At 60.5% G+C, this 17,949-nt stretch carries 12 protein-coding genes; 8 read left to right on the top strand and 4 right to left on the bottom strand.

Annotation, left to right across the window (positions count from 1 at the left end; all coding sequences use genetic code 11):
• From nqrE to ACR80S_RS05725, 8 genes are all read left to right on the top strand, one after another.
• Complete coding sequence (gene nqrE, locus ACR80S_RS05760; protein WP_435400303.1) at positions 1-618, top strand: NADH:ubiquinone reductase (Na(+)-transporting) subunit E; 618 nt, start codon at positions 1-3, stop codon at positions 616-618.
• A 72-nt stretch (positions 619-690) separates the two neighbouring features.
• The gene (gene nqrF / locus ACR80S_RS05755; protein ID WP_435402793.1) at positions 691-1,923 is read left to right on the top strand and encodes an NADH:ubiquinone reductase (Na(+)-transporting) subunit F; all 1,233 of its coding nucleotides are present in this window, start codon (positions 691-693) and stop codon (positions 1,921-1,923) included.
• Between the two features lie 35 nt (positions 1,924-1,958).
• Positions 1,959-2,678 (top strand): FAD:protein FMN transferase, encoded by a 720-nt coding sequence (locus ACR80S_RS05750; protein WP_435402792.1) that lies wholly within the window; start codon positions 1,959-1,961, stop codon positions 2,676-2,678.
• Positions 2,679-2,705: 27 nt separating this feature from the next.
• Entirely contained in the window at positions 2,706-2,960 is a 255-nt protein-coding gene (nqrM, locus tag ACR80S_RS05745; RefSeq protein WP_435400300.1) for a (Na+)-NQR maturation NqrM, read from the top strand.
• 125 nt (positions 2,961-3,085) lie between these two features.
• Positions 3,086-4,477: a Si-specific NAD(P)(+) transhydrogenase gene (sthA, locus tag ACR80S_RS05740; protein WP_435400299.1), complete on the top strand. Its 1,392-nt coding sequence runs from the start codon at positions 3,086-3,088 to the stop codon at positions 4,475-4,477.
• A gap of 270 nt (positions 4,478-4,747) precedes the next feature.
• Positions 4,748-8,203, top strand: coding sequence for a bifunctional diguanylate cyclase/phosphodiesterase (locus ACR80S_RS05735; protein ID WP_435402791.1), 3,456 nt, complete (start codon positions 4,748-4,750; stop codon positions 8,201-8,203).
• A gap of 167 nt (positions 8,204-8,370) precedes the next feature.
• Positions 8,371-9,369: a hypothetical protein gene (locus ACR80S_RS05730; protein WP_435400297.1), complete on the top strand. Its 999-nt coding sequence runs from the start codon at positions 8,371-8,373 to the stop codon at positions 9,367-9,369.
• A gap of 104 nt (positions 9,370-9,473) precedes the next feature.
• On the top strand, positions 9,474-10,694 hold the full coding sequence (locus tag ACR80S_RS05725; protein WP_435402790.1) for an ATP-binding protein: 1,221 nt from the start codon (positions 9,474-9,476) through the stop codon (positions 10,692-10,694).
• A gap of 153 nt (positions 10,695-10,847) precedes the next feature.
• Here the strand turns inward: ACR80S_RS05725 and ACR80S_RS05720 are convergent, their stop codons facing one another.
• The 4 genes from ACR80S_RS05720 to ACR80S_RS05705 form a co-directional block, all read right to left on the bottom strand.
• Positions 10,848-12,083: an ATP-grasp domain-containing protein gene (locus tag ACR80S_RS05720; protein ID WP_435400295.1), complete on the bottom strand. Its 1,236-nt coding sequence runs from the start codon at positions 12,081-12,083 to the stop codon at positions 10,848-10,850.
• A 106-nt stretch (positions 12,084-12,189) separates the two neighbouring features.
• A complete protein-coding gene (locus tag ACR80S_RS05715; protein WP_435402789.1) occupies positions 12,190-14,286 on the bottom strand; it encodes a polysaccharide biosynthesis protein in 2,097 nt (698 codons plus the stop codon).
• Positions 14,287-14,899: 613 nt separating this feature from the next.
• Positions 14,900-17,083 carry a YjbH domain-containing protein gene (locus ACR80S_RS05710; protein WP_435402788.1) on the bottom strand — a complete coding sequence of 728 codons (2,184 nt, stop codon included), beginning with the start codon at positions 17,081-17,083 and terminating at the stop codon, positions 14,900-14,902.
• Entirely contained in the window at positions 17,083-17,874 is a 792-nt protein-coding gene (locus ACR80S_RS05705; protein WP_435402787.1) for a capsule biosynthesis GfcC family protein, read from the bottom strand. Before ACR80S_RS05705 ends, ACR80S_RS05710 begins: the two co-directional genes overlap by 1 nt.
• Between the last annotated feature and the right edge of the window lie 75 nt (positions 17,875-17,949).

Raw genomic sequence — 17,949 nt, 5'->3', positions numbered from 1 at the left:
ATGGAACACTATCTGAGCCTATTCGTTGCCTCGGTCTTCGTCGAGAACATGGCCCTGGCGTTCTTCCTGGGCATGTGTACTTTCCTGGCGCTCTCCAAGAAGGTTTCCGCGGCCTTCGGCCTCGGCATCGCGGTGATCGTGGTATTGACCATTACCGTACCGGTCAACAATCTGGTCCTGAATGTCCTGCTGAAAGAAGGGGCTCTGACCTGGACGGGGATCCCCGGTGCCGAGAACATCGATCTCTCCTTCCTGGGCCTGCTCAGCTACATTGGCGTCATCGCCGCCGTGGTACAGATCATCGAGATGTTCCTCGACAAGTACGTGCCTGTGCTCTACAACGCGCTGGGCGTGTTCCTGCCGCTGATTACCGTGAACTGCGCCATCCTCGGGGGCGTGCTTTTCATGGTCGAACGTAACTACAACTTCGGCGAGTCCGTGGTCTACGGCTTCGGCGCCGGCACCGGTTGGGCGCTGGCCATTACCGCCCTGGCGGGTATCCGCGAGAAGCTGAAGTACAGCGACGTTCCGGGCTCCCTGCAGGGCCTGGGCATCACCTTCATCACCGTGGGTCTGATGTCGCTGGGCTTCATGTCCTTTTCCGGCATCCAGCTCTGAGGCAGGTCGTGCTCTCCCGGCGGCAAGCTGTGCCGCCGGGGTCCAGATAACGTGAAGCAATAGGAAACCGACATGGTTGAAACAACCGTCATCTTGCTCGGTGTGGTCATGTTCACCCTGATCATCATCGGTCTGACCCTGGTGATCCTGGCCGCCCGCAGCAAGCTCGTCAGCAGTGGGGACGTGACCATCGAGGTCAACGGCGACCCCGAGCACACCCTGACTACCCAAGCCGGCGGCAAGCTGCTCAACACCCTGGCCGCTAACGGCATCTTCCTCTCCTCCGCCTGCGGCGGCGGCGGCTCCTGCGCCCAGTGCAAGTGCCGCGTGGAAGAGGGCGGTGGGGCGATCCTGCCAACCGAAGAGTCTCACTTCACGATGCGCGAGAAGAAGGACGGCTGGCGCCTCTCGTGTCAGGTGCCGGTGAAGCAGGACATGAAGGTCGAAGTGCCCGAGGAGGTCTTCGGCGTCAAGAAGTGGGAGTGCGAGGTTGTCTCGAACCCCAACGTCGCTACCTTCATCAAGGAACTCAACCTCAAGCTGCCCGAGGGTGAGAACGTCGACTTCCGCGCCGGCGGCTATGTGCAGCTGGTGGCGCCGCCCTACGACATCAAGTTCTCTGACTTCGATATCGACAAGGAGTACCAGGGCGACTGGGAGAAGTTCGATCTCTACAAGATCTCCCACAAGAACAACGAGGAAGTCATCCGTGCCTACTCCATGGCGAACTACCCGGAAGAAGTGGGCATCCTCAAGTTCAACATTCGTATCGCCACCCCGCCGCCCAACACCAACCATCCGCCGGGGCTGATGTCCACCTACGTCTTCAGCCTGAAGCCGGGTGACAAGGTCACGGTGATGGGGCCTTTCGGCGAGTTCTTCGCCAAGGACAGCGACGCCGAGATGGTCTTCGTCGGCGGCGGTGCCGGCATGGCGCCGATGCGCAGCCACATTTTCGACCAGCTCAAGCGCCTCAAGTCGTCGCGCAAGATCTCGTTCTGGTACGGCGCGCGCTCCTGGCGCGAGACCTTCTACAACGACGAGTACGACCAGCTGGCCGAGGAGTTCCCCAACTTCACTTGGCACCTGGCGCTCTCCGACGCGCAGCCCGAGGACAACTGGGATGGCCCCACCGGCTTCATCCATAACGTCCTCTACGAGAACTACCTCAAGGACCATCCGGCCCCCGAGGACTGCGAGTACTACATGTGCGGGCCGCCCATGATGAACGCCTCGGTGATCAAGCTGCTGCTGGATCTGGGCGTGGAACCCGAGAACATCCTGCTGGATGACTTCGGCGGATGATCTCCCTCGCCGCGAGGCGACACCCGGGGCTGGCCATGCGGCCAGCCCTCTTTCTATTCGCCCTGCTGATGCCGCTGGCCCTGCTGGTGGGCTGTCGTCAGCAGGGGGAATGGCACCAGTTCGAGGGTGTGGCCCTTGGCACCGGCTTCCACATCACGCTGAATGGCGACCTGGGCGAGGGTGAGAACGTTCTGGTCGAGGCCGCCATCCAGGGTGAACTGGCCAGTCTCGATAGTCAGATGAATGCGTACCAGAGCCTGCTGTCGGCATCACGCCTGCCGCATTCTGCTGAGCGACTGACGGGCGCCATCGATGTGACCCTGCGCGAGCACCTGCAGGCCGTGGCGGTGGATCGGCTGTTCCGGGTATTCGACGATTTCGGCATCGCCAACGCCATGGTCGAGCTCGGGGGGGTGCAGCGTGCCAGCGGGACATCCGAACGCCATCCCTGGCGCGTGCGTCTGCCGCGCAGTGGGATCGGGGAGTCACCGGAGCCCGTCCTGCGGCTGAAGGATGCCGCCCTGGTGACCCGCACCGTGCCTCGGCCTGCGGGTGACGACGTCGCGGCAACGGCGCTTGTCCTCTCGGTCAGCGCGGTGGCAGCCAGCGCCGAAGCGGCCGATCGCCTTGCCCGGGGGCTGCTCGACACCACCCCGGACGACACCCTGGAACACCCCGTACGCCTTGTTGTCCTTACTCAACAGGGCCTTGAATTACATATCGGATCCACCCTCGATCCGCTGCTCGAGCGGTGAGCCCGAGCGACAAGAAAGGAGAATGACATGACCATCTGGATTATCGCCTTTGCCTTCATGCTGCTGATCATGGCCGCCATGGCCGTCGGGGTGATCCTCGGTCGCAAGCCCATCGCCGGCTCCTGCGGTGGCCTCAACCAGCTCGGCCTCAAGGAGAGCTGTGAGGTATGCGGCGGCCAGGATCAGGTGTGCGAGGAGGAGAACCGCAAGCGCGGCAGTGTGCGCCGCCGCAGCGACGAGAGCCGTGGTGCCGACCTGGGCTACGACGCGACCCGGCGTTGAGCCGCTGAAGACCCCTCGAAAATCGCCTCTTTTAACGCCACACGCATTAAGGCCCTCCCCCTCAACCCTAGGTCCTGGACCCTAGGCCCTGGGCCCTTTTCGGTAACAAGGAGATCGAACGGCCAATGGCAGTCCATAACTACGACGTGGTGGTGATCGGTACCGGCCCGGCGGGGGAGAGCGCCGCCATCAACGCCGCCAAGCACGGCAAGCGTGTGGCGGTGGTAGAGAAACAGCCGCTGGTGGGCGGCAACTGCACCCACTGGGGGACGATTCCCTCCAAGGCGTTGCGTCACCAGGTCAAGCAGATCATGCAGTTCAACACCAACCGCATGTTCCGCGATATCGGTGAGCCGCGCTGGTTCTCCTTCCCCAAGGTGATGGAGCGCTCCCGGGCCACCATCGACCAGCAGGTGGCGATGCGTACCAACTTCTACGCGCGCAACCGTATCGATCTCTTCAGCGGCGTGGCGCGTTTCAAGGACGAGCACAGCCTGCTGGTGCGCGACAGCGACGAGGGCACGGATGAGCTGGTCGCCCAGAAGGTCGTCATCGCCACCGGCTCGCGTCCCTACCGCCCGGCGGATATCAACTTCCGCCACCCGCGCATCTACTGCTCGGACACCATTCTCAGCCTCAACCATACGCCTCGCACCCTGATCATCTTCGGCGCAGGGGTCATTGGCTGCGAATACGCCTCCATCTTCTCCGGGCTCGGCGTCAAGGTGGATCTCATCAACAACCGCGACAGCCTGCTCAGCTTCCTGGATGACGAGATCAGTGACGCGCTCTCCTATCACCTTCGCAAGCACGGTGTGCTGATCCGCCACAATGAAGAGTATGAGCGCGTCGAGGGTGACGAGTCGGGGGTCACCGTCCACCTACAATCAGGCAAGCGGCTGCGTGCCGACGCCTTCCTGTGGGCCAACGGACGTACCGGCAACACCGACCAGCTGGGCCTGGAGAACATTGGCCTGGAAGCCAACTCCCGCGGCCAGCTGACGGTCGATGAGCACTACCGCACGGCTCTCCCGCACATCTACGCCGCCGGCGACGTGATCGGCTGGCCGAGCCTCGCCAGCGCCGCCTATGACCAGGGCCTCAACGCTTCCAGCGAGATGGTAGATGACGACTTTCGCTACGTCACCGAGGTGCCAACGGGCATCTACACCATTCCCGAGATCAGCTCATTCGGGCGCAACGAGCGCGAGCTCACCGAGGCCAAGGTGCCCTACGAGGTGGCCCAGGCTTTCTTCAAGGATACTGCCCGCGCCCAGATCACCGGGGACACCGTGGGCATGCTCAAGATCCTCTTCGACCAGGACACCCTGGAGATTTACGGCATCCACTGCTTCGGTGACCAGGCCTCCGAGATCGTCCATATCGGTCAGGCGATCATGCATCAAAAAGGTGAAGCCAACTCGCTCAAGTACTTTGTCAATACGACTTTCAATTATCCCACAATGGCTGAGGCCTATAGGGTGGCGGCTCAAAATGGTCTCAATCGTGTTTTTTAGCCGGATATGAATTTTTGGAAAGTATTCATCGCTGTTGGCTGAAATCCCTGATATTTAGGCATTAATACCAGCTTATTAAAAGCTGGTATTTTTTTTGGTAACCATAAATGAATGCGATGGTTATGCATAATCTGGATGATCGCCACGATGACATTAACCTCCAGCTGAACGATAGTAGACCCTAGTCACGCATTTCTCACCGGTGGATGTTGTAAATGATCTCGCCCGGACGAGGTGTCGTCGTGGGCGAAATACAGGCGGAGGTAATCGTTGAACCTGACGCGAACTCGTGAGCTCGCAATGCAGGCGTATCTGCTGCTGGTAGTATGCGGTTGTGTCGTGCTTGGCATTCTGGGGGTTTTGAGCTCTGGTTTCGGCGTAGCCATTCACCTTGGCCTTCATCCCGGTATGGCGGTCATCGGTATTATCGCCTCATTGGGGATTGTGCTTGTCTGTCGAGGCTGGGATTGGCTCCGATACATGACCGCATGCCTGCTGATGATATGGCTGATTATCATCTATTCCCCTGACTGGCTTCCCGTCGCCTCGCTAGAGTGGTTTCGCTATCCCGTCAGGTACTTGTTGCTACCGGCAGCTTTGGCGTTCTCGCTCTTCTGGGGGCGAAACACACCACTGACACAGCGGCTCTGGCAGGTCACGGGGTGGCTACTGATCGGGGCCGGACTCCTCGTCCTGCTGCACCCCCTGCTGCCATTGAGCATGGTGCGGACCGCCTCGAACATGACGATGCCCGTGATCGAGAAGATTGGTTCCATCGCCCTGGGGCTTGCGATGTTGCTGGTGGATCGCGCCACGCAGAAACGTGCCGTGCTGGGGCGAATGTCGGAACTGGCCACCGTGATCGGTGTTATCGTCAGTTGCCTGGCGGGCTATCTAGTGACCTGGCAGTACGCCCAGGAGATCCCGCAGCGCCCCGCTAGTTGGCCACCCGGTATGGGGGGCGTGTCCTCTCCGCGGATCTCCGATCTGCTGCCGCTGAGCATTACCCTGGGCGGATGGCTGTTGACCTATTCTCTTGCCATCAGCCTGGCACTTACCCGGCATACCCTGGCTCATAGTCGTGATCTTGCCGCCACCCAGCTGCAGCTCAAACTGCAGAAGCAGATTCAGGCCATGATCGCCCGAGATGCTCCCATGCATGAGTCCCTGCAGGCCATCTGCCGTATGGTGCAGCATGAGGATGATCAGGCAGGCTGCTCGGTCATGCTCTATTACCCGCGCGACAATGCACTGATCCTGACCGCCAGTTCACGGTTGCCTCCCGCCTATTGCGAGGCGATGCAGCGCTTGTCGGTAGGACCGAACATTTGCGCCTGTGGCTCGGCGGCCTATTATCGTCGACTCGTTGTCACTGAGAACATCGACAAGGACCCCCGGTGGCATGGTTTCAGAAAGCCGGCCACCGAGGCGGGGCTGAAGGCCTGCTGGTCCTATCCGGTGGTCTCCATCGAAGGTCGTCTACTCGGCACCTTCGCGCTCTACTATCCGTATACGGCGACGCTGGATTCGGAACGTCTCGAACGCCTGGCCGCCGCCGCCGAGCTCGTGGCCCTCGCCGTCGAGCGGCATCAAGACAGGCAAGGGCTGAAGGAGAGTGAGCAGCGCTATCGTTCACTCTTCACCTACAATCCCGATGCCGTATTTTCGCTCGATCTGGAAGGCAGTTTTAACAGCATCAACGCGGCCTGCTGCGAGATCACCGGCTTTCATCCGGGAAGTATTATCGGCACTCACTTCAGCTCCTTCGTCGATAAGGAGGATAGTGATAATGTCAGGCATATTTTCGGCGAGTCCCTTGAGGGAAAGACGCGCCGTTACGAGATTCATGCCCATGATGTCTCAGGCAACGGCCTGGTTCTTGATGTTACGAACCTGCCGATTGTCATCAATAACGAGGTGACCGGCGTATTCGGCATCGCCAAGAACATCACCGAGGCGCGGCAACGTGATACCCAACTGCGTATCCTCCAGCGCAGTGTGGAGGCGAGCATCAATGGCATCATCATCGCCGATGCCACGAAGGAGGGGTTCCCTCTCTTTTACGTCAACTCCGCCTTCGAGAAAATGACGGGCTACCGCAGTGACGAGGTATTAGGCAGAAATTGTCGATTTCTGCAGGGTGAAAGGACCGATAAGGATGTGATCATCTTCATGGGGAATCGTCTGGCTGAGGGTCGTGAGGTTCACGTGACCCTGCGCAACTATCGCAAGGATGGTGCGGTATTCTGGAATGACTTATACATTTCCCCTGTCAAGGATGACAAGGATCGCATTACCCATTTTGTTGGCGTGATCAACGATATTTCCCGCCAGAAGGAACATGAAGAAAATCTGAACTATAATGCCAGCCACGATGTACTGACGGGGCTGGCCAATCGGGCGCTCTTCGAGGAGAGGCTCTCTTTCGCCCTGCACCGGGCAAGACGCAGGAGCACCTTGATATCGGTACTGTTTATCGACCTGGACGAATTCAAGCCCATCAATGACACCCTGGGTCACGACGTCGGTGACCAGCTGCTGGTAGAAGTAGCAAGGCGCATGTCGGATCAGATGCGGCCCGACGATTTACTCTCTCGCTTCGGTGGGGACGAATTCATCATCCTGCTCACGGAACTCGAACACGAAGAGGGCGCACTGCAGATCGCCAGACGGCTGCTGCCGATCATCTCGAGCCCCTACCACCTGGCAGGAAGAGAGCTCCATATCAGTGCCAGCATCGGCGTCGCCTGCAGCGACGGGATGAATCTCGACCAGCCGGGAGAGCTCGTGCAGCAAGCCGATATGGCCATGTACAAGGCAAAGCAGCAGGGTCGCAACACTTGTCAGCTGTACACGCCGGATATCAATGTCACCCTGACCCGTCGCATGACGCTGCGCAACGAGTTGCAGGAAGCCATCGACTGGTGGCAATTCGAGTTGCACTACCAGCCGCTGGTCAGGGTGGCAGATGGCGAGATCATAGGCGTCGAAGCCCTCCTTCGTTGGCAGCATCCTGAGCGGGGGCTGATCATGCCCGAGCAGTTTATCTCTGTGGCAGAGGAAACCGGTCAGATCGTCACGCTCAGCCAGTGGGTCCTTGAACAGGCCTGCCGTGACCTGGTGACGCTGGACCGGGCCGGGTGGACGACATGGCACGTTGCGGTCAATCTTTCCCCGTTGCAGTTCCGACGTAACGATTTCCTGTCGAACGTATTACGCATCTTGGCCGACCACGACCTGGCCAGCGATCGCCTGGAGGTCGAACTGACCGAAGGGGTGCTGATGCGTGACAGCTATAGCGCCATCGAGACCCTCAAGGGGCTGAAACGAATGGGCGTGATCATCTGCATCGATGACTTCGGTACGGGTTTCTCCAGCCTCAGCTACTTGCGCCACCTGCCTATCGAGCGTATCAAGATCGACCGCAGCTTCATCATGGAGGTGGACAGCAACCGCCACGATAGTGCCATTGTTCAAGGTATCATCAGCATCGCCCACCAACTGGGCCTGGAGGTGGTGGCGAAGGGCGTCGAACGCGAGGCGCAGCGCGACTGTCTCGTCGGCTTCGGTTGCGACATCCTGCAGGGGTACCTCATGGGCAAACCCCAACCGTTGCCGCTACTTCTGGCCACCCTGGAGGGTGCCACCCCAAGCCTCGAAGCCGCTGCGTCACAAGGTGATGCCTCCGCGGCCGGCTCTAATACCGGATCCTCCGAAAAGAACTAGAAAATTCATCTCCTGTCTCCAGAAAATTGAGGGAGACAGGCGTGCGTGATAGTGTAAAAATATGTGTACTTTTAATTCAAAACAGTAAATCAAGTAATCTGTTCCCGGCTTTTCATCGAATTGCATGGCGTAATTCGAGGCAAAATTCAAGACGGAATTGACGAGAAATGAATGAAATGGGTGGATATATTGAGTTTGATCTTCCTGTCAATCGTGGTCACCTCCACCCTGATGCACTGCGTCTAAACACGGCAGGGAATACGTTTCGCCTGATTCTTTCGCGTGGAGACATCCACCATGTCTACGTACCGAACTATATATGCGACAGCATGGTAACTCCGTTGCACGACATGCAGGTCAAGCACACCTTTTACAGCGTTAATGACCAGCTGGACCCGGAATTTTTTCCCGATATAAATGACGATGAGCGTCTGCTCTATGTCAATTATTTCGGGATAAAGGATGACACTGTTGCTCGGTTGGCGAAACGCTACGGCCATCGTCTGATTGTGGACAATTCACAAGCTCTGTTCAGTTCGCCGCTTCCCGATATTGACACGCTCTACTCCCCCAGAAAGTTTGTGGGCGTACCCGATGGTGCTTACTGGTATTCCCGCCAGGGTGAGAGAGAGAGTCTGCATGAAGGGCTGCCATTCGCAACTTCCTGGCAGGCACTATCGCATCTTGCCGGTCGACTGGAGGAGGGGGCCTCACTCCACTATTCCAGCTATGTAGCATACGAAAAAAGGCTAGATACAGCTCCCATTGAGCGGATGTCAAGGGTCAGTGAAATGATTCTCTGCGGGTTTGACTATGAGTCATATCGTGAGAGAAGAAGAGAGAACTTCTCCTACCTTGATGAGCGACTGGCCGCAATCAATGGCATGAGTTTTGATCTCACACCTTGCCAGGTACCGATGGTCTACCCACTCGTGATTTCCAGAACGTTGCGGAATAAGGAGTCAGTGAGTAATGAGGTGAGAGAATGCCTTCTTTCGAAAAAAATATACCTTCCGAGATATTGGTCGGATGTCACGGTTCGTCCTACGGCAAGCCTGCAAGAAAAGGCCTTGGTAGATGATCTGCTTCCACTACCCATCGATCAACGATACCGCCAGGAAGACATGAAGTTCATGGCGGATTGCGTGGAAGAAATCCTCGCTTGATGCACAATTTTATTTGAGAGAAGCGCCATACTACAAGTAGCTGCACCCTTGTCGCCAATGAAGCGTCCTGGTTGCCGAGGCGACATCTGGAAGGAGAGTTTATCATGAAGAAGATTCTGTTCCTGGGCGCAGCACAAGCTCAGCTACCCCCCATTCATTATGCCCTGGACCAAGGGTATTACGTGATCACCTGTGATTATCTGCCGGATAATCCCGGACACTTCTTTGCCGACGAATCACATGAGGTGTCCACTACCGACAAGGAAGCGGTACTGGAGCTTGCCAGGCGGCTGGAAGTTGACGCCGTCGTGGCCTATGCCTCCGACCCGGCGGCACCCACCGCCGCCTATGTCGCGGAGGTTCTGGGGTTGCCTGGCAATCCCTACGACTCGGTGGAGTTGCTCGCCAGAAAGGACAAGTTTAGGGAGTTTCTGGTGGAACACGGCTTCAACGCGCCCCGGTCATGCTCCTTCTACTCGATAGATGACGCTCGAGCATGGTTGGCAACGCTGCAGCTGCCGGTGTTCGTAAAGCCAGTCGATTCATCCGGCAACAAGGGGATCACCTGCCTGGAGAACCCTGCCGATCTCGATGACGCCTTCCTTTATGCGCTCCAGTTTTCCCGGGAGCAGAAGGTGGTGATCGAGGAGCGAATCGATCAGGTCGGCTTTCAGATCGACAGCGACGTCTTCATGTTCAATGGCGAGTTACGGTTCTGGCTATGGGCCGACGCCCATTTCGACCCCCTCTGCTCGCCGCCATTTCCCATCGCCAACAGCTACCCCACGACACTCGATCCTCGCATCGGTGAAAAGGCGGCCGCCGAACTCGAGCGCATCCTGGCGACCCTAGGGTTTCGTTCCGGTGCCTTCAACGTCGAATTTCTGGTCGATGCCCAGGGTGAGATCTGGTTCCTGGAGATCGGGCCACGTAACGGGGGTGACTTCATTCCCGACACCATCCTGCAGGCCACCGGTGTCGATCTTGTCAAGGCCACGGTCGATTCGGCGCTGGGGCTGGACTGCTCCTGGGTTAAGCGGGTTGAGCCCCGCGGTTTCTGGTCGAATTACGTGGTTCACTCGCTGGAGGCCGGCATCCTGGAAAGCATCAGTATCTCGGAAACGCTACGCGAGCGCCTGGTCTGCAAGGCAATCACGGTCCACGACGGGGATGAGGTGGATTGTGCCCGGGGGTCTCACAACACTTTGGGTGTGCTGGTCATTCGCTTCAAGAGCCTGGAGGAGATGCACAGCATGCTGGCCAATATGCACGATCACATCACGATACGGGTCACAAGCCAGCAAAAGGTGGCAGTCAACGGGTGACCCCCGGGACACGAAGAGCGGGGGCCAAGGGGCCCCCGAATAGTCGACTATTGAATGGCTCATGGCGCGCCAAGCAAAGTCGAGTCGGTCGATACGTGACTTATATCATTGGTCAGGTCTCGGTCTCAGGTCTCAGGTCTCAGGTCTCAGGTCTCAGGTCTTTGTCAGGGGCCTGGCGCTCACCGCTTCGGTCACTGGCCTCACCAGCACTTTGATATGATCATTGATGTTGTCGAGAATCTGCAGCATCTCGGGCTTGCTGTCGAACCTCAGGAGCATCGTGCCGATGACATGATGAGAGCCCGTCGCCGTCTCTACAAGGTCCCCCGGTTTGACCCAGAGCTCCTCTTCATAGACGCATCTGCGCAACGAATGGGATAGCCAGAGCGACTCGAAGGCCCCCGTCTCGAGGGAGTGCACCATGAAGTCGGACCAGTAGCCCTCCGGTTTGGCGGCCGGCAGGTCGTCACAGTCAGCGCCCAGCGCGGCTTCGACGGTGTAGGCGGTAAGGTCAACGCCGGTGGACAGGCGAATGGCGTCCGTGATGCGTCCACCCCCGTTTCTGGCTCCGACCTCCAGAAACCAGATCTCGTCATTGGCATCGACCAGAAATTCGATGTTGAAAGCCCCGATCTTCATGTCCAGGAGCTTGAGAATCTTCTCGAGCTCACGGCTGGCCTTGACGGCGACTGCTTTGGACAGGGCGCTGGGGAAACTGCTGGCCATCTGGAAGGGTGGGTCGCACGCCGTGTTGAAGTGCGAGTTACCCCAGATCCAGAATCGCAGCTTGCCATCCACCATGAAGACATCACTGTCGATCTGGTAACCCACCTTCTGAATCCTTTCCTCCACCACCACCACCTTGGCCTTGGAGTACAGAAGGGCATACTCGAAGGCGCATTCGAGCTGGTCGGCGTCCTTGAGCAGGGTGATGCCCTTGGAGCCTGAGGAGTCGACGGGCTTGACGTAGACGGGAAGGCGCAGTTCCGACAGCCATGCTCTGGCGGCCTGCAGGGCTTCAAAGGATGCCGAGCGGGGCGTGTTGAAGCCATGGGTTACCAGGAACTCGCGAAAGCGATCCTTCCGCGACAACACGTTTACCGACTCATAAGGGTTGCCTGGCAGGCCGAGCGACTCGGCGACATAGGCCGCGGTAGGGGCGGCGGGATCGGAGGCGTAGGCCACCAGGCCATCGACCTGGAGGGATTCGGCCAGCTTCCTGATGCCCTCCAGGTCGGTGGTTGAAACGTTGTAGCTTTCATGGGCGAGGGCGTGTCCAGGGTTATCCGGCAGGTAGTCGCAGGTGACGACATGGTAGCCACGCTCGAGGGCATATTCGATCGGGGGCAACTGTGTCGGTGCCGCGCCGAGGAAAAGGATTGTTTTCATCTTTGTAGTCCGTCCCAAATGGCTCAACCCCGGCGATGCCGGGGTTGGTTTCAGTATGTTGTGACGTGTGCCCGCCATCCGTTGGCTTCATGCTATGAGACGTCTGTCACAGGGACTGAATGGCCCGGCCATCAGACCAGGAAGGTGCTGCGGAAGTCTTGTCAGGATAGGACGATAATCGATCATCGCCCTCCTGCGGGTTGCCGCTGTGATGGAGCAGGCTGCCCCCGCGTTGTGTCGAGAGTGGCGAGATGTGCCTGATGTCAGCTGGTTCTCGGGCCAGGACACCCTGCGCCGCGATATTGTCCTGAACCAGACACCATTCCAGATCACAGATCGGACCGTTTGGCTGATAAGCAGTGGGGGCGCTGAGCAGTAGCTGACGAATCTGGGCGACATCACGTTTGTGGACTGCCTCGCGCAGGGCCGTCAGGTGAGCCTCGAGACGCCCCCATTCCCAATGAATCTCCTTCTCGCTGAGGATGCGGGGATGTTCGGTGGAAAGGGAGTCCTGGCCGACCAGGATTTCCTCGTAGAGCTTCTCGCCGGGGCGCAGGCCGGTATAGACGATATCGATGTCGCCGCTGCTGCCGTCCTCGGCACGCACCTCGAATCCCGAGAGCTTGATCATGCGCTGTGCCAGGGTGGCGATACGCACCGGCTCGCCCATGTCGAGGGCGAAGACATCCCCACCCTTGCCCATGGCACCGGCCTGCAGCACCAGTTCCGCCGCTTCCGGAATGGTCATGAAGAACCGTGTGATCTCGGGGTGGGTCACGGTAACTGGCCCGCCCTGGGCGATCTGCTGGCGGAATACCGGGATCACCGAGCCCGATGAGCCCAGCACGTTGCCGAAGCGCACCATGCAGAAACGTGTGTGTGTCTGAGTGGCGGACAGCGCCTGGCAGATCAGCTCGGCCATGCGCTTGGTGGTACCCATCACATTGGTGGGGCGTACCGCCTTGTCGGTGGAGATCAGCACGAAGGTGCCCACCCCTGCCGCCACGGCGGCCTTGGCGGTCTCCAGGGTGCCGAATACATTGTTGATCACCCCCTCTGAAACGTTGTACTCCACCATCGGCACATGCTTGTAGGCGGCGGCGTGATAGACGGTCTGTACGCCGAAGGTGCGCATCAGGCTCTCGAGCCGTTTGCCATTCTGGACGCTGCACAGCAGCGGCACGATCCGCTCTCTCGGCAGCTCCTCCTCCTTGGCGATCCTGGCCAGCTCCGACTCGATGCTGTAGAGGGCAAACTCGCTAACTTCCACCAGTAGCAGGCGGCTGGGGCGTAGTCGAATGATCTGGCGGCACAGCTCGGAACCGATGGAGCCACCGGCGCCGGTGACCATGACCACCTTGTCTCGGATATTGGCGTCCAGCAGTTCCTGACGCGCCGGCACCGGATCGCGACCTAGCAGGTCCTCGACGCTGACGTTGCGGATGTCCTCCAGTCGAGCGCGACCGCTGACGACATCCTCGACCGCGGGCACCGTCTGGATGGCGACATTCAGGCGTTCCAGAGATTCGAGGATCTGCCGGCGCCGTGAGCGAGTGGTGCTGGGCATCGCCAGCAGGATGCGCTCGGCATCGCTCTTCTCGATCAATCGGGGCAGCTCGGCAGGCTTGAAGACCTTGATGCCCTCCACCGTTGTCCCGTTCATCCCGCGCCAGTCGTCGACGAAGGCCACCGGCATGAACTCGGTGCCCTGGCGCAGCGAGGCCACCAGCTGGGAACCGGCAGAGCCCGCACCGTAGATGATGACCCGGATCTTGTCCTTCATGAGAATTCGCCGGTAGAGGCTGCGCATCAGGAAGCGAATCCCCCCCACCGAGAGCAGGACCAGAATGGCATGGATGACCAGTGGCGATAGGGTAAGGCTGATGTCAACGAAACGTGCCGCCAAGGCTAGCGTCAGGGTCGAGACGGCCGCGCCAATTCCCACCACCTTCAGGGTGTTCAGGGTCATGTAGCGAACCAGCGCCCGGTAGAGTCCAAGCCGCAGGAAGATGACCAGGGTGACCGGCACCGACACCGCCAGGAGGGTCCATGCCTGGGGTTGAAGGATGGGCGACAGGTTCTCCGCCTGGAGCACCAGCGCCATTAAGAAGCTGCCGGCCAGCAGCAGTGCATCGGTACTGAGTTGAAGGACACACTTAGACCGCCTGGGCAGACGCAACGCACGTTCCAGCATCTGTCTCATGAGCTATGACTCCCTTGATAACTCTGGATGACGTTCCAGTGAACGGCACGGCTGCGATCTGGCTATCTTGTCAAACATGACATGTGCTTCTTCCATGACAGAACCAGTCGACTCCCCAAGGAAACGATGCACATCCTTCAAATATTGCTGAATGTATCTTTATGTTATGAATTATACGAAAAAGGGTAGGGCAGGGTCGTGTGAATTGGAGCAAAGTGCGATATGAAATATGTAAATGGAATAGGCTGAGTTTACTAAACTTCTTGGATATAACTATTATTAATTAATAGCATAAGCATCATTCTTTGAGTGAAAATAGCCGGCCGGGCGACCCGTTGGTATGAGTCAAACTCAGTCGAGGGACAGTAAATTCGTTGACTCAGAGCCTGGCATTGTTACCCCCGGTCGTGGGGGTAAGCCTCTAGATGGTGCACCAGGAGGAGAGGAGGGTTCTGAAAAGACGCTGAGGTCTCTGATATGAACCGCCATCGGCGCCGCCGAAGCCGATGTCTTCAAACGATCTCCCCATACGATTTCCGCAAACCACGACGCCGAGCGGTAGGCCGCTCGGCGTCGTGGTTCAGACCATCATTATTTAGAAACGCATGGCGGGCTAGTCCCAGGTCGTGTCGTAATCGCGCCAGTAGTCGCCCAGGCGGCGCTCTTCGGTCAGGCCATAGAGCTGGTAACGGCGGGTCAGGGCGGCACCGCCGTCGCGGGTCAGCGGACGCCAGGCGATGGTCGCATGGTCGCGGCTGGAACGCGTAAAGAAAGCATCCAGCGGCAGTGACACATAGAGCCCCTTGTCGAAGCCCCCCTCGCCGAAGTCGTCATCGGCATCGGTCCAGGTCGCCCAGGCGCCCACGCGGGCACCGGAATCGAACTCGCGTGAGAGATCCAGGGTGGTGCCGAGGTCACCGGCCAGGTAACGGCCCACGCTAACCTTGGCCAGCACGTCCTCCAGGCCGGTTTCCACATAGGCGGTAAGATGCCCCGTCCAGGTGTCGTAGTCGCGAAGGTCGAAACCCTGGTCGAACTCGCGTTGACGCACCCAGTTGAGATCGGCCCCCAGGGCCACCGGGCTGTTGAAGGGGCGATAAAGCACCTCGCCGCCGGCACCGGCATACATCATTTCCAGCAGGCCGCCATAGCCCATGACGTACCAGTCATCGCCCCACTGGCCAGTGCGGGTGTACTGCAGGTTCTCGATCCCCAGGCTCGACTCCGCCAGGTAGTCGCCCAGGAAGGTGCGCACCCGCGGCAGCTCCGACTGGCCCCGGTACTCATACTTGTCGAGGTTGTCGGCCAGCGTCCAGGCCAGCTGGCCCGAGAACCAACCGTGGCGGTCGGTCTGCAGTTCGGCATCCGCTACCGCCATCAGGCGATAGAGGTAGCCGTCCGGCCCACCGAAGTTCTGGTCGAGTCGCGGCCCCAGGCCCCAGTCGAAGCGGCGGGGTGAACTCTCGTAGTGTGGCGAGCCGATCTCATCCAGCCGCGCATGGGCATAGATCCCGTGGCGATGGTCGGCCTCGTGCTCGCTGCTACGCGCCGCGGCCACGAAGGCATCGCGGTCGTGCACCGATTCACGCATCGACAGCCCACGGTTTTCCCATTGAAAGTGAAAGCTCTCGACGTCTTCACCGGCATTCGCGTGCAGGATGCGCCCGGCGCGACCCTCGCTCTGGGGCAGAGCGCGGAAGGCACCGGGTTCGGCCACCACCTGCAGGCGATCCCCTTGCTGGCCGATGCGGGTCACCCGCATGCCGGCATTGGTCTCCAGCTCGGCGGCAACCCGGGCCCAGCTCTCCTGTGGCGGGGCGTTGAGTTCGGCGGGAGGCGGGTCGCGCTTCACCTGGTGCAGCCCCGCCAGGTCGATGTTGTAGGTCAGGCCCGCCATGGCGGTATCGCCGCGCTGCCAGCCGGCGCGCAGCTCGAGGTTGTCACTCAGGGCCAGGCGCGCGCCGACGTTGACGCGTGTTTCCTGAGTCTGGTCGTTGTCCTGGGGCTCGTTTGCGTAATCGTTGCCTTCATATTCCAGCTGCAGGACCAGCGGATCCCAGGGGGTCTGGTACTCGATCCCACCGAACAGCGCCATCGGCCCCCGGAACAGCTGATCCACGGCGAACTCACCGCCCTGGTCGCCGCCGGCCCGCCCCGGCCGCTCATCGAAGCGCCCGGCGACCCAACCCAGGGGGGAGTCGACGTCGCCGGCATTGCCCAGATAGCCCCAACCCAGCCCCAGGCTGATATCCACGTCGTACCAGCGTTTGCTGGCCACCAGATACTCGGCGCCGAACAGCGTGGTGCCGCCCACGTCACGGAAGCCTACGGCCAGCTGCGGCCAGTAACGGGTCTCCTCCAGCAGGCGCACCTTCACGTCGGCGCCCTTGTCGAGGTTGTTGCGATCGCCACCCGAGGCGGCGAATTCGCGGTTCTCCACCTCCACATAGCGAAAGCCGCCCTCCAGCCAGCTCACCGGCTGGAAGAAGACGTTGTAGCGCCGATAGGGCTGGGTACGGCTGGCGCTGATCGACATGCTGCCCTCCGGCGCCATGCGCGCGGTGGGGGTCTGCATCAGGCCCACGCCGCCGAAATCGCTCTGCCCGGCGCCCAGCTGGCCCGCCAGCCGAGGCGAGCTTTCGAGGCCAGCGGCGCCGGCGGGTGGGGCCAACCCGGCCATGACCAGGCTGGCGAGGCCCACCGCCAATGCGAGCGGCAGCCGGGTGGGCGACATAGAGCGAACGGCGGGCGACGGCAGGCCGCCCGTCCCGGCGGGGGCGGGGGATGAGTGGCGCATCAGGGCATCCTGGTGATAGTGCAGGCGTCTCCGGGCAGGCGCGTAGCGATCAGCGCCGGCAGCCGGGTGTTGATCAGGGCGGCTTCCTGGGTGGTGCCGGGGAAGGGCGAGGCGGCGCGCAGGCCCTGTTCCACGGGGAGCAGCAGCAGCACCCGGCTGCCGGGCACCAGGCGTGTTGGCTGGTGGTTCCAGGCGGCCACGCCGCGGCGGGTGAGGGCACCATCGGGGCTGATTACCACCGCATGGTCAGCGTCCCGTGCCGCGGCGGGGGAGAGCGCCGCCAGCGCCGCCTCCAGGGTCAGGTCCGGCACCCAGTCGAACCGCGTCACGCCATCCAGGCTCCACACCTCGACCCAGCCCGGCCGCTCGCAAACGCCGAAATGCACCAGCTTCGCGAGCGGCGGGTCGTGGCGCAGGTTGGCCCCCAGCCAGGGCAGATCCATGCGCCCCGGGGTGCGGGCCGCCTCGTCCTGCCACTCGGCGAGCGTGTCCCGCCAGGTCGCCAGCCCCCCGGCGCGGGCCGCGTCGCCGGCCACCCGGGCGCTCACTCGTAGGGTATCGAGCTCGGCGATCAGCCGCCGCCGGCGCTCGGTAAGCCCCGCAGCGGTATCCTGGCGCAGGGCGAAGGCATGCTGCCAGGGCACCGCCGCCGGGTTGGCCTGCTGCCACGCCAGCCACGCCGCCGTCAGGGTGGGGCCCTCGTCGGCCAGCCCGATCGTAGCGACTGACAGGCCCAGCGCACAGGCCAGGGCCCTGGCAGACCTGCCGAGTGTCCTTGTTATCGAAAGCATCCTCTTCCCCTATCCATCTTCCTCGGCCCTACTCCTGGGTCTGCGGCCCTTATTCCTGGGCCCTTTACCCCTCGG

It is taken from the genome of Halomonas salsilacus (assembly GCF_051216275.1).
Taxonomy (GTDB): Bacteria; Pseudomonadota; Gammaproteobacteria; order Pseudomonadales; family Halomonadaceae; genus Halomonas.
This window is presented reverse-complemented; position numbering and strand designations above follow the sequence as displayed.